We start from the raw sequence: 12,233 nt of genomic DNA, 5'->3' as shown, positions 1-12,233 counted from the left end.
AGGCAGCTTTCGCCCACGCGGCGCGGTTCGCGGTTGGCGGCGATGGTGGCGGCGGAGCCGGTCTCGGTCATCGCCCAGGCCTCCACCAGCGGGAAGCCGAAGCGCGCCTCGAAGGCCGCGTGCAGCTTGGGATCGACCCCGGCGCCGAAGCCGAAGCGGACGCGATGCGCGCGGTCGTCGGGCGATTCCGCCATCCCCATCAGGATCGAGGGCATGACGCCAAGGTAATGCAGGCAGGTCGCGCCGCTCTCGCGCACGCTTTTCCACCAGCTTTTCGGGTGGAACCGGTCCAGCGGGATCAGGCAGCCGCCGACCGCGATCATCGCCATGAAGGAGACGGCGAGCGCGTTCATGTGGAAAAGCGGCAGCGGCGTGATCATCCGCTCACCGTCCTCGGAGAGTGCGCAGAGCCCGCCCGTGCCCGCATACCAGGTCCCCGAGAGCAGGAAGTAAGTGTTGGGAAGCACGCAGCCCTTGGGCTGACCGGTGGTGCCGGAGGTGTAGAGGAGCGCGGCCTCGCGATCGGCCGCGTCCCCGTCGCGCAGGGCCACGCGCGCGCCCTCCCGCGGCGCGGGCAGCGGCTCTCCCGGCGCGATCACCGGCATCTCGACGTCCGCCTCGACGGCGGCCGCACGCAGCTCGGCGCATCGCGCGGGCAGCGCGACGGCGAGCGCGGGTTCGGCGTGTCCGATCATGTAGGCCTGTTCCGCGGTCCGGAGATCGGGATTGAGCGGCACGATGGAGGCGCCGATCCGGTTGAGCGCGAGGAACCAGTGGAAGAAGGCCGGCCGGTTCTCCATGAGGAGCATCACGCGATACCCCTCGCCGTAGCCCGCCGCCGCCAGCGCGGCGGTCAGCCGGTCCACCTCCGCCGCGGCCTCGGCATAGGTGATTTCGCCCGCCGCGATGCCGTAGACCTCGGCCGTTTCGGGCACGACGTGCAGAAAGCCACGATTCGGCCAGCGCGCGGCCGCCGCGGCGAAGGCGCCGTGCACGGTCTCTACGCCTGCATCGATCATGGCAGCAGCTGGATGTTGCCGAAGGCCGCGTCGCAGTTCAGCAGATCGACGCGCTTGTTGGCGATGCGGAGTGCGCCGTCGACCTGCCGCAGCTCGTGCCGCGCGGTGAGCGCGAGAAGCTGCTGCTCGTCCTGCCGCGTCTCCACGTAGTGCATCGAGGTGGTGGTGACGTATTCACCCGTCTCGTCGTTCATCTCGTCCACGAAGGGGCGCTGCAGGACATGATGGCAGCGGCTCTTGGGCTTCTGGCTGAAGGTCCGCGCACCGTTGAGCCGCTCCACCCTGAGCTTCAGCATGAAGATGTCCTCGTACATCAGCGAGGTGACGTGGTGCGGGTCCTCCTGCTTCCAGTCGAGCGGCATCCAGTAGTGCCCGTCCGGCAACCAGAGGGCGATCCACGCGTCCCAGCGGCCCTCGTCCAGCATGCGCGCCTCGTCGTAGACGAAGTCGATCAGATCGTCGCGCGTCACGCTCATTCCGCGGCCTCCCGCGTCGGGGCGGTTCCCATGTCCCGTGTCATGAACTTCACCCAGGCGTGGAACTGGTTGCGCATCTGGCGCTCGGTGGTGCCGTTCTCCACCTTTTCCTCGGTGTAGTCCTCGTCCCCCGTGTAGAGCCGCTGGACGTTGACCCATTCGTTGCCGTCCGAGTGCAGCCCCTCCTGCGCGCGCTCGTACATCTCCAGATCGTCATGACCCACGATCGAGGTCGGCGCGTTGATCATGCGGTTGTACATCGCGTTGCGCGCCACCAGCTCGTCGGGCGCGCCCACGGGGCGGTAGATGTAGCTTTCCACCAGCGTCCTGTCCGCGGCCAGCGGGATGAAGACGCGCAGCTGCTGGATCGGCCCCTTGATCATGATGTTGGGGAAATAGACCGTGTTGTGCCGGTTCTCGCCGAGGATGCGCGCGGCCTTCTCCTCGCCGTGGCCCTCGACCATCGCCTCCCAGTAGCCGGGGATCTGCGTGTATTTCGAGTGGATCGACTGCGTGACACCCGTATGGCCGTGCCCGTTGGGCCAGGTGCGGATGCCCATCTCCTCGAAGAACTCGTAAGGGGACATGAAGGGCGCGATGATCTCCATCGCGGGGGGCTTCGGGTCGTCCTCGGTGTAGCCCAGTTCCTTCCAGATCTGCACCGCCGTGCCGGCCGAGGATTCATGCGCCACCATCGGGTGGCAGGTGTCGGTCTGGTTCTCGACCAGCATCTTCCAGTTGCACTTGTGCATGTAGCGGAGCGGCGGCCCGGCAACCTCCAGCCGGCCCTCGGGCGAGCGGTCGATCATGTTGTCGAGCGACGAGAGGCTCTCGCCGAAGAACTCCTCGAAGGAGATGCCCTCTTCCGCGAGCCGGGCGAAGACGAAACCGCGGTAGTTGCGGACCGCGCCCACGGCGGTCATGCCCTTCGCGCCCTCGCTCCTTTCGAAGCCCGTCTCCTGATAGCCCTTCTTGAGCGGGATCGCGAGCAGGCACCCATCGGTCTTGAAGGACCACGCATGATAGGGACAGCGGAAGAACTTGCCGGTGTTGCCGCTGCGGTCGATGGCGATCTTCGTGCCCTTGTGGGGGCAGCGGTTGTAGAGCACCTTGATCTCGCCGTCCGAGTGCCGGACCATGATGACCGGCTGATCGGCGACCTGCGTGGTGAAATAGTCGCCCTTGTCCGGCGTCTGGCTGTCGTGGCCCACGAAGACCCAGGCGTTGCGGAACAGATGCCGCATCTCCAGCCGGAACACCTCCGCGTCGGTGTAGACGTCGCGGTGCACCGCGCCGCCGCGGAAAAGGCCGGCCACGGCCTCGGGATTGTCGGTGTAGCGTCCCATCAGGCTCCTCCCTTCGGGGCCGCGCGAAGCCGCTTGCAAGCGGCTTCGACGCGGTTTCCAAACCGCGTGCCCAAGGCGTTTCGAAACGCCTTGGGCGGCGTCACAGATCGAGCTTCAGCCGCGGCGTCTTCGCCCGGCTGACGCAGATCTGCATGAGCTTGCCCTCCGCGCGCTCGGCCTCGGAGAGCACGACGTCGCGGTGATCCGGCACACCCTCCAGAACCTCCGTCTGGCAGATGCCGCAGTCGCCGCGCTGGCAATCGTGGATCAGGTCGTGGCCCGCCTCCTCGAGGGCCTCGATGATGGTCTGGCCGGCGGGAACGGTGACGACCTCGCCGGTGGAGGCGATCTCGACCTCGAAGCTGTCGTCGCCCGCCTGCGCCCCGGCGGAGGCATTGTCGAAGAGTTCGACATGCACCCGGTCGCGCGGGATGCCGCAGGCCTCCGCCTGTGACAGCGCCGCGTCGATCATCGGCCGCGGCCCGCAGACGTAGAGATGCTCCTCCGCGGCCATGCCCCCGATCAGACCGGCAAGGTCGAGAGGACCGGCCGCCGCGTCGTCGAAATGCGCCGTGAAGGCGTCGCCGAGGCCGTCGGCAAGCGCCTCGCGGTAGGCCATCGCGTCACGCGAGCGCGCCGCGTAGAGGAGCCGGAAGGACGTGCCGGCCGCCTTCAGCGCATGCGCCATCGAGATCAGCGGCGTGATGCCGATCCCGCCGGCGAGCAGGAGCGCCGGCGCATCGGTGCGCACCGGGAAGTCGCACTCGGGCGCGGTGACCTCGATCTCGTCGCCTTCCGCCAGACCGTGCATGACACGCGAGCCGCCCGCGCCGTCGTCCTCACGCTGCACGGCGATGGTGTAGCGGTCCGGCGCCTCCGGCACGGGGCCGAAAGCCACGAGCGAATAGGCGCGGTCGCCGCCGTCCGGGAGCGCGACCCGCAGGTGCGCCCCGGGCGCCCAGGGCGGCAGTCTGCCCTCGACCGGCGCGAGGGTGAACTCCGCGATCCGGTCGGCGAGGGCTGTCTTGGCTTCGATGCGCAGGCGGTGCGTGGTCACGATATCCTCCCTTACGCTTAAACATGAAATTTCATATATTGACCGTCAAGAGATTTTTTCCGAGGCAACGCTCATGGATGCACCGGCCGGGGCGACGACACGCGGGGAGGGGGCGAAGCACGGCTTCGTGCCCGACTACCTGCTTTACCTGCTTGCGGCGGCGAGCGAGGCGGCAAGCGCGCAGTTCCACGCGCAGGTTCGTGCCAAGGGTGTCCGCGTGCCGGAATGGCGCGTGCTCGCCTGTCTCGTCGATCGCGACGGCGAGATGGTCACGCGCCTTGCCGGTTACGCGCTGGTGGAGCAGTCACGGCTGACGAAGATCATCGCGCAGATGGACGCCAAGGGCTGGGTGACGCGGCGCGGCGACGCGGCGGACCGGCGGCGCGTGCGGGTTTACCTCACGCCGGCGGGCCGCACCCTGGCCGACCGGCTCGTCGCGGATGCCAGACGCCACGAGGCCGCGCTTCTCGCCAAGCTCGAAGGCGGCGACGCGGCACGGATCAAGCAGGCCCTTGCGACGCTGATCGAAGAGCTCGACCCGGCGCAGGAGTGACCCGCCGGGGCCGAAGATTTTTCGCCCGAAAAATCTTCCCCCCCGATCGCTGCGCGAGGTTGCCCGCAGAAAATTCTTCGTCCGAAGAATTTTCGGCCGGCGCTCACGGCATCAGGCGCGCGGGCAGCCGCGCGTAGCCGCGGAAGCGCATCCGCCCGCCGAGGGCGCGGCCGGGCAGGACCGCGTAGCGCGGGAACCGCTCCAGCAGCCGCGCGATGGCGATCCGTCCCTCGAGCCGCGCGAGCGTCAGCCCGACGCAGACGTGCGGACCGCCTGCGAAGGCGAGGTGCCTGTTCGGCTTGCGCGCGATATCGAAGCGGCCCGGATCGGGGAACTGCGCGGGATCGCGATTCGCGGCGCCGATACAGAGATGAAGGTTGGTGCCCGCCGGGATCCGCACGCCGCCGAAGACGACCTCCTCGGTCGTCTCGCGGTTGCCCAGCTGATTCGGAGAGAAGACGCGCAGGATCTCCTCCACCGCGGGCTGGATCAGCTCCGGGTCCGCCAGAAGCTGCGCCCGCGCGTCGGGACAGTCGTGCAGCGCGGCGAGGCCGTTGCCGATCAGGTTCGTCGTCGTCTCGTGGCCCGCGTTCAGGATGAAGATGCAGTTCTGCAGAAGCTCCGTTTCCGAGAGCTGCGCATCCGCGCCCTCGCCCCGGATCAGCCGCGTCAGGACGTCCGTCTCGGGATCGCCGGGACGCGCGCGGCGACGCGCGACGAGATCCTCGAGATAGGACCGGAAATCCTCGACCGCGCGGTTGCCGCGGGCGAGCTCCGCCTCCGAGAGCACCGGCTCGAGCGCACCGAGGATCGCCAGCGACCAGTCCCGGAGCGGCCCGCGCTCGTCCATCGGCACGTCGAGCAGGTTGCCGATGATCTGGATCGGGATCGTGCTGGCGTAGTCCTCGACGAGGTCGACCGTGTCGCCGGCGCGCTCCTTCTCCTCCATCGCGTCGAGCAGACGGTCCACCGTCGCGATCAACCCCGGCTCCATGCGCCGGATCGCCCGCGGCGTCAGGGCGGAGGTCATGATCTTGCGCACGCGGGTGTGCAGCGGCGGATCGGAGAACACCAGCGACGTGGTATGATGCTCGTAGAGGGGGCTCTCGCGGCCGAACTTGGGGGCGAATGCCACGTGCTTGTCCGAGGAAAAGCGCGTCGTGTCCCGATAGACCTGGTCGAGGTCCGCGTAGCGCGACAGCAGGACCGAGCCGTCGGGCTGCGGCAGCACGGGGGCATGGCGCAGCAGCGCGTCGTAGACCGGGAAGGGATCGGCCGCGAAGCCCTCGGGCGGGTCCGCGAGATCGAAACCGCGGGCGACGCGCGCGGTCTCTGGATCGTCATGGTGCAGGTCGGTCGCATCGGTCATGGCTCGCTCCTCCCTCGCCGTGGCCCGGAGTCGCAGTCTGACAGCGCGGGACAGGCTTGACAACAAAACCGACCGTGTGGTCGATTTTAAAAACTTCGGTTCACACGGCGCGATTCGACAGATATATGACATTTCATATTCTAGCCGGGCGCAAGCGGAACCGAAGGCCCGGCGGCGTGTAGGGAGGCACGATCCGATGAAGCTGACGAAAATTCTGGGCGGGACGGCGCTGGCCGTCGGTCTCGCGGGTGCGGCACAGGCGCAGGAGACGCTCAGCATCTCCACCTGGCTGCCGCCCAACCACCCGGTCAACGTCGACATGTTCGAGACCCTGGTGGACATGATGGAGGAGGCCACCGACGGTGCCGTGACCGGCGAGCTCGTCATGGGCCTCGCGCCGCCCCCGGCGCAGATGGATCTTGTCATGGACGGCGCGGCCGACATGTCGATCATCTTTCACGGCTATCAGCCGGGCCGCTTCGTCGGCACCAAGCTGATCGAGCTGCCCGGCTACGAGGGCGATGCCGAGGCGGCGAGCGTGGCCTACTGGCGCGTCCACGAGGAGCATCTCGCCGCGCTGGAGGAGCACCGCGGGGTCAAGGTGATCGCGCTGACCACGCATGGCCCGGCGCAGGTCCATGCGAATCAGCAGGTCGAAACCCTCGACGATCTCGACGGGCTCAAGACCCGCCTGCCCGGCGGCGTGGCGACGGACGTCGCCGAGGAGCTCGGCATGACCGGCATCCAGGTGCCGGCGCCCAAGGTCTACGAGACACTCGAATCGGGCGCCGCCGACGCGGTGACCATGAACATGGGCGAGCGCATCGGCTTCAAGCTGAACGAGGTCGCCAAGACCGTCTACGAGATGCCGGGCGGCTTCTACCGCGGGTCCTTCGGCGTCATCATGAGCGAACAGCGCTTCCAGAGCCTGCCCGAGGACGTGCAGACCGCTCTCGAGGAAGAGGTCTTCGGCGAGCCGGCGAGCCGCATGATGGGCGCCGCGTGGCAGGCCTCCGACGTCCGCGCGACCGAGGCGACCCTGGAGGCCGAGGACAACGCGATCGTCACCGCCTCGGAGGAGGATCAGGCGCGCTTCGAAGAGGTCGCCGCAATGGTGATCGAGGATGTCCTCGCCGAACTCGACGAGGCCGGGATCGACGCCGAAGCGGCGCACGAGATGGTCCAGCAGGAGATGGACGCCGCCGCCGAGTGATCCGGCGCACAAGCGACACGCGCGGGCCGCCTCCGGCCCGCGCGCTTTCCGGTCTGGGGACGACCCGTTCATGACAGCGATACTGCAGATCTTCCGCCGGGCGCTCTGGATTCCGGTGATCCTCGCCGCGGCGGGGCTGTTCGGCCTGATGGTGCTGACATTCGCCGACGTCATGCTGCGCTCGACCTTCAACGCACCGATCGAGGCGGCGACCGAACTCATCCGGATGGCCATGGCGATCCTCGTCTTCGCCGCCCTGCCGATGCTGAGCTGGCGTGACGAGCACATCTCGGTCGACCTGCTCGACGGCGTCTTCCAGCGCTTTCGCCTCGCGCGGGTGCGCGACGGGCTGATCCAGATCGTCTGCGGCGGGATCCTGCTCTTTCCCGCCGAGCGCATCGTCGTGCTCGCCGAGCGGGCGCGCAGCTACGGGGACACGACCGAGTACCTGTCGATCCCGACCTTCTTCATCGCCTGGTTCATCGCCATCATGACCTTCGCCGCCGCCGCCGTGATGATCCTGCGCGGCCTCGTGACGCTCTTCCGTCCGTCCCTCCTGTCCGAGTTTTCCAACAAATGACCGCTTCCCTGATCGGATTCGGCGCCGTTCTGGTGCTGGTGCTCCTGCGCATGCCCATCGCCTTCGCGATGGGCCTCGTCGGACTCGTGGGCTTCGCGCTCGAGACGAACTACCGCGCGGCGATCAGCATGGTCGGCCGGCTCGTCATCGACACGGCGCAGGACTACGGTCTTTCCATCGTGCCGCTCTTCATCCTGATGGGGCTCTTCGTGAACAAGGGCGGCATCTCGCGCGAGCTCTATGCCGTCTCCAACGCCTTCCTCGGCCATCTGAAGGGCGGCCTGGCCATGGCGACGATCGTCGCCTGCGGCGGGTTCGCGGCGATCTCGGGTTCGTCGCTGGCCACCGCCGCGACGATGTCCAAGGTCGCGATGCCGGAGATGCGGAAATACGGCTACGCCGACAGCCTCTCGACCGCCTCGATCGCGGCGGGCGGAACACTCGGCATCCTGATCCCGCCGTCGGTGATCCTCGTGATCTACGGGCTCCTGACCGAAACCTCGATCGGCAAGCTCTTCATCGCGGGCATCATCCCCGGCGCGCTCGGCATCCTGCTCTATCTCGCTGCCGTCCGCCTCTCGATCTGGCGCCGCCCCGAGGACGGGCCCTCCGCGCCACGCGCGGCCTGGCCCGAGCGGATCGCGGCGCTCAAGGGCGTCTGGGCGGTGCTGCTGCTCTTCTTCCTCGTGATCGGCGGGCTCTACGGGGTGCTCGACGTCTGGCCGATCTACCTGACCTTCTCGCCGACCGAGGCCGCGGGCATGGGCGCGATGGGTGCCTTCCTGATCGCCGTCTTCCGCGGGCGCCTCTCTTTCACGGACATCCGCGAGGTGCTGACCGAGACGACGCTCACCACGGCCTCGCTCTTCGCGGTTCTGATCGGGGCGTGGATCTTCTCGAATTTCGTCAACATCGCGGGACTGCCGGAGGCGCTGCGCAGCCTCGTCGCCGACCTCGGCCTCGCGCCGTGGATGGTGATGGCGATCATCCTCGCGATCTACATCCTGCTCGGCATGGTCTTCGAGAGCCTCTCGATGCTGCTGCTGACGGTGCCGATCTTCTTTCCGCTGGTGACCGGGCTCGGCTTCGATCCGGTCTGGTTCGGCATCGTGGTCGTGGTCGTCGTCGAGATCAGCCTGATCACCCCGCCCGTGGGGCTGAACGTCTTCATCCTGCGCGGCGTGGTGGGGGACGTCTCGACGGGCACGATCTTCCGAGGCGTGACGCCCTTCTGGCTCGTGGACATCCTGCGCCTCGCCATCCTGCTCGCGGCGCCGGGGCTCGTGCTGTACCTGCCCTCGATGATGTGAAACGCGCGAAGAGGCCCCGCACGGGGCCGATGCGCGGCCCCCGTCGCTTGTCAGCCCCGGCGGCGGCGGCTACACCGGTCGGCACATTTCGATAACAGGACAGTGACATGACCGCCCCCGATTTCGACGACCGGATGCTCTCGCTCGGGCTCGCACGCGTGGCCGAGCAGGCGGCGCTCGCCTCGGCGCGCCTCGTCGGCCGCGGCGACGAGAAGGCCGCCGATCAGGCCGCCGTCAACGCGATGCGCGACCAGCTCAACAGCCTCGACATTTCCGGGGTCGTCGTCATCGGCGAGGGCGAACGCGACGAGGCGCCGATGCTCTTTATCGGCGAGGAGGTCGGCACCGGGCGCGGCCCGGCGGTGGACATCGCCCTCGACCCGCTGGAGGGCACGACGCTCACCGCCAAGGACATGCCCAACGCGCTGACCGTCATCGCGATGGGCCCGCGCGGCACCCTCCTGCACGCGCCGGACGTCTACATGGACAAGCTCGCCATCGGGCCGGGCTATCCCGATGGCATCGTCGATCTCGACATGCCGCCGGCGACGCGGGTCTCCGCGCTCGCCACCGCGAAAGGCTGCGGCCCCTCCGACATCACGGTCTGCATCCTCGAGCGGCCGCGCCACGAGGCGATGATCGCCGAGGTGCGCGCCACCGGCGCGGCGATCCGGCTCATCACCGACGGCGACGTGGCCGGCGTCATGCACTGCGCGGAGCCCGAAGTCACCGGCATCGACATGTACATGGGCCGGGGCGGCGCGCCGGAGGGCGTGCTCGCGGCCGCCGCGCTGAAGTGCATGGGCGGGCAGATCCAGGGCCGGCTCACCTTCCGCAACGACGACGAACGCGGGCGCGCCGCCAAGGCCGGGCTGACCGATCTGGACCGGATCTACACCCGCGACGACATGGCCGGCAGCGACGTGATCTTCGCCGCGACGGGCGTGACGGGCGGCTCGCTCCTGCCAGGCATCAAGCGCGAGCCCGGCTGGCTCACGACCGAGACGATCCTGATGCGCTCCAAGACCGGCTCGGTTCGGCGGATGCGCTACAAGACGCCGGTCGCGCTGAGCTGAGGAGGCCGCCGCCGGGGACCGGCGGCACCGATCAGGAAGGACGGGGCGCCGCCCCGCACGGGGGCTTTGGAAACCGAGCAGGCCTTTCTCGGAGTCGAGACGTCCCTGACGGGGCGACGCTGGCGTGGGCCGTCGGCCGAGACCGCGCGCGCGGCCGAGGCGCTCGCGCAGGCGAGCGGACGCCCCCTGCCGCTCTGCGCCGTGCTCGCCCGCGCCGGCATCACGCCGGAGGAGGCCGAGACCTATCTCGACCCGAAGCTGCGCGATCTTCTGCCCGACCCGCGGAGCCTGCACGACATGGAGCGCGCCGCGGCGCGGTTCCTCCAGGCGGTGCGCCGCGGCGAGCGGATCGCGGTCTTCGCCGACTACGACGTGGACGGGGGCGCGAGCGCGGCGCTCCTGCTCGACTGGCTGCGCCAGCAGGGGCGCAGGGCGACGCTCTATGTCCCGGACCGGATCGACGAGGGCTACGGCCCCAACGTCCCCGCCATGCGCAAGCTCGCCGCCGACCATGACCTGATCCTCTGCGTGGACTGCGGCACGCTGAGTCATGCGCCGGTGGCGGCGGCCGACGGCGCGGATGTCGTGATCCTCGACCACCACCTCGGCGGAGAGACGCTGCCCGAGGCGCATGCCGTGGTGAACCCCAACCGGCAGGACGAGGCGGGCGACCTTGGCCACCTCTGCGCCGCGGCGGTGGTCTTTCTGATGCTGGTGGAGGCCGGGCGGCAACTGCGCGAGAGCGGCCACGCCGGGCCCGACCTGATGGCGATGCTGGATCTGGTGGCGCTCGCCACCGTGGCCGACGTGGCGCCGTTGCGCGGCGTGAACCGTGCGCTGGTGCGCGCCGGCCTCCACCGCATGGGCAGGCGCGCGCGCCCGGGCCTCGTCGCGCTCGCCGATGTCGCGCGGCTGTCGCGCGCCCCGGATTCGGCGGCGCTCGGCTTCGCGCTCGGGCCGCGGGTGAACGCGGGCGGCCGTGTCGGGCAGGCCGACCTCGGCGCGCGTCTCCTCGCCACGCCCGACCCGGAGGAGGCCCGCGCCCTTGCCGAGCGGCTCGACGCGCTCAACGAGGAGCGCCGCGCGATCGAGGCCCGGGTGCGCGACGCCGCCCTCGCGCAGGCGGAGGCGCGCGGGCTCGACGCGCCGCTCGTCTGGGCCGCCGGCGAGGGCTGGCACCCGGGCGTCGTCGGCATCGTCGCCTCCCGGCTCAAGGAGATGACCAATCGCCCGGCCGTGGTGATCGGCCTCGACGGGACCGAAGGCAAGGGCTCCGGCCGCTCGGTCTCGGGCGTGGACCTCGGCGCGGCGGTGCAGCGCCTCGCCGGCGAAGGGCTTCTGGTCAAGGGCGGCGGGCACAGGATGGCCGCCGGCCTCACCGTGGCACCGGACCGGCTGGAGGACGCGATGGCGCGGCTTGCGGAGCTGCTCGCCCGGCAGGGCGCCGGCGCCGAACGCGCCGCCGCGCTCAAGGTGGACGCGATTCTCATGCCGCGCGCCGCGACCCCCGAGCTCGTCGAGGCGCTGGAGGCGGCAGGTCCCTACGGCGCCGGCGCGCCCGCGCCACGCTTCGCCTTCCCGTCGCTCGCGGTGCGCCACGCCCGACGCGTGGGCGAGTCCCACCTGAAGCTCGAGCTCGATGACGGCGAGGGCGGGCGGATCGGGGCCATCGCCTTCGGCGCCTACGACGGCCCGCTCGGCCCCCGCCTCGAGGCGCACGGCGGCGCGCGCTTCCACGTCGCCGGCCGGCTCGAACTCAATCACTGGCAGGGCCGCAGCCGCGTCGAACTCCGCCTCGACGACGCCGCCGAAGCCGGATGACGCGCCGGCGGAGCATCCGCCCCGGGGCCCCGGAATGCCCTCTCGCGGAAGCGCGCCGGTCCTCTTGTCAGGCGCCTCACGGCACGGTCTGTTCGTCTGTCGGTGAGGATGCCCGCACTTGAACGTGGAGATCAGGGGTCGATACGGGCTGCCAATGCATGTCCGATGTGGCTTGTTGTCCGCCGCTTGTGTTCCGAGCTGGAGCACGCTCGACGACCTGTAGTCCATCTTCGGTGGCTGCACGGCGCTCGGGGCCCGCAGCCGAGGCGCCGTCAGCGCGCCGCCCAGCCGGCGCGGGCTTCATGCCGCCGCCTTCACGGCCTTCACGATGTCCTCCGCGAGGGTGGGCATCGTATGGGTGTGGGAGTGCTGCACGATGGGCGTGCGGGAATGCATCCGGCGGCCGGTCAGCA

11 protein-coding genes are annotated in these 12,233 nt (G+C 69.7%); 6 read left to right on the top strand and 5 right to left on the bottom strand.

Annotated features, from left to right (window positions below; genetic code table 11):
• The 4 genes from ACESL7_RS03805 to ACESL7_RS03790 all read right to left on the bottom strand — a co-directional run.
• Nucleotides 1-1,019, bottom strand: a 1,019-nt coding sequence (locus ACESL7_RS03805; protein WP_372891611.1) for an AMP-binding protein, incomplete at its 3' end; no start/stop codon positions are given.
• Nucleotides 1,016-1,495, bottom strand: a complete 480-nt coding sequence (locus ACESL7_RS03800) for an aromatic-ring-hydroxylating dioxygenase subunit beta (protein WP_372891609.1) — start codon at nt 1,493-1,495, stop codon at nt 1,016-1,018. The genes ACESL7_RS03805 and ACESL7_RS03800, both read right to left, overlap by 4 nt.
• Nucleotides 1,492-2,841, bottom strand: coding sequence for an aromatic ring-hydroxylating dioxygenase subunit alpha (locus ACESL7_RS03795; protein ID WP_372891607.1), 1,350 nt, complete (start codon nt 2,839-2,841; stop codon nt 1,492-1,494). The genes ACESL7_RS03800 and ACESL7_RS03795 overlap by 4 nt, the downstream gene beginning before the upstream one ends.
• 100 nt (nt 2,842-2,941) lie before the next feature.
• A complete protein-coding gene (locus tag ACESL7_RS03790; protein WP_372891606.1) occupies nt 2,942-3,898 on the bottom strand; it encodes a PDR/VanB family oxidoreductase in 957 nt (318 codons plus the stop codon).
• 73 nt (nt 3,899-3,971) lie between these two features.
• Between ACESL7_RS03790 and ACESL7_RS03785 the strand changes: the two genes are divergently transcribed.
• Nucleotides 3,972-4,451 carry a MarR family winged helix-turn-helix transcriptional regulator gene (locus ACESL7_RS03785; RefSeq protein WP_372891604.1) on the top strand — a complete coding sequence of 160 codons (480 nt, stop codon included), beginning with the start codon at nt 3,972-3,974 and terminating at the stop codon, nt 4,449-4,451.
• A 103-nt stretch (nt 4,452-4,554) separates the two neighbouring features.
• Here ACESL7_RS03785 and ACESL7_RS03780 read toward each other — a convergent pair whose 3' ends face one another.
• Nucleotides 4,555-5,820 (bottom strand): cytochrome P450, encoded by a 1,266-nt coding sequence (locus ACESL7_RS03780; RefSeq protein WP_372891602.1) that lies wholly within the window; start codon nt 5,818-5,820, stop codon nt 4,555-4,557.
• A gap of 196 nt (nt 5,821-6,016) precedes the next feature.
• Here ACESL7_RS03780 and ACESL7_RS03775 point away from each other — a divergent pair, with 196 nt between their 5' ends.
• From ACESL7_RS03775 to recJ, 5 genes are all read left to right on the top strand, one after another.
• The gene (locus ACESL7_RS03775) at nt 6,017-7,033 is read left to right on the top strand and encodes a TRAP transporter substrate-binding protein (protein ID WP_372891600.1); all 1,017 of its coding nucleotides are present in this window, start codon (nt 6,017-6,019) and stop codon (nt 7,031-7,033) included.
• 70 nt (nt 7,034-7,103) lie between these two features.
• Entirely contained in the window at nt 7,104-7,613 is a 510-nt protein-coding gene (locus ACESL7_RS03770; protein ID WP_372891598.1) for a TRAP transporter small permease, read from the top strand.
• Nucleotides 7,610-8,923 (top strand): TRAP transporter large permease, encoded by a 1,314-nt coding sequence (locus ACESL7_RS03765; RefSeq protein WP_372891596.1) that lies wholly within the window; start codon nt 7,610-7,612, stop codon nt 8,921-8,923. The genes ACESL7_RS03770 and ACESL7_RS03765 overlap by 4 nt, the downstream gene beginning before the upstream one ends.
• Nucleotides 8,924-9,030: 107 nt before the next feature.
• Nucleotides 9,031-9,999, top strand: coding sequence for a class II fructose-bisphosphatase (glpX, locus tag ACESL7_RS03760; protein ID WP_372891594.1), 969 nt, complete (start codon nt 9,031-9,033; stop codon nt 9,997-9,999).
• A gap of 66 nt (nt 10,000-10,065) precedes the next feature.
• A complete protein-coding gene (recJ, locus tag ACESL7_RS03755) occupies nt 10,066-11,820 on the top strand; it encodes a single-stranded-DNA-specific exonuclease RecJ (RefSeq protein ID WP_372891592.1) in 1,755 nt (584 codons plus the stop codon).
• Nucleotides 11,821-12,233: the final 413 nt, after the last annotated feature.

It is taken from the genome of Rhodosalinus sp., assembly GCF_041685465.1.
Classification (GTDB): domain Bacteria; phylum Pseudomonadota; class Alphaproteobacteria; order Rhodobacterales; family Rhodobacteraceae; genus Rhodosalinus.
Note: the sequence above shows the minus strand (reverse complement) of the source record. Positions and strands in the feature narration are given on the sequence as shown.

Excerpts from the sequence above, each read along its gene's own strand:
- ACESL7_RS03765 (WP_372891596.1), top strand. The coding sequence starts at position 7,610 with ATGACCGCTTCCCTGATCGGATTCGGCGCCGTTCTGGTGCTGGTGCTC.
- ACESL7_RS03780 (WP_372891602.1), bottom strand. The coding sequence starts at position 5,820 with ATGACCGATGCGACCGACCTGCACCATGACGATCCAGAGACCGCGCGC.
- ACESL7_RS03775 (WP_372891600.1), top strand. The coding sequence starts at position 6,017 with ATGAAGCTGACGAAAATTCTGGGCGGGACGGCGCTGGCCGTCGGTCTC.
- ACESL7_RS03785 (WP_372891604.1), top strand. The coding sequence starts at position 3,972 with ATGGATGCACCGGCCGGGGCGACGACACGCGGGGAGGGGGCGAAGCAC.
- glpX (WP_372891594.1), top strand. The coding sequence starts at position 9,031 with ATGACCGCCCCCGATTTCGACGACCGGATGCTCTCGCTCGGGCTCGCA.
- ACESL7_RS03770 (WP_372891598.1), top strand. The coding sequence starts at position 7,104 with ATGACAGCGATACTGCAGATCTTCCGCCGGGCGCTCTGGATTCCGGTG.
- ACESL7_RS03800 (WP_372891609.1), bottom strand. The coding sequence starts at position 1,495 with ATGAGCGTGACGCGCGACGATCTGATCGACTTCGTCTACGACGAGGCG.
- ACESL7_RS03795 (WP_372891607.1), bottom strand. The coding sequence starts at position 2,841 with ATGGGACGCTACACCGACAATCCCGAGGCCGTGGCCGGCCTTTTCCGC.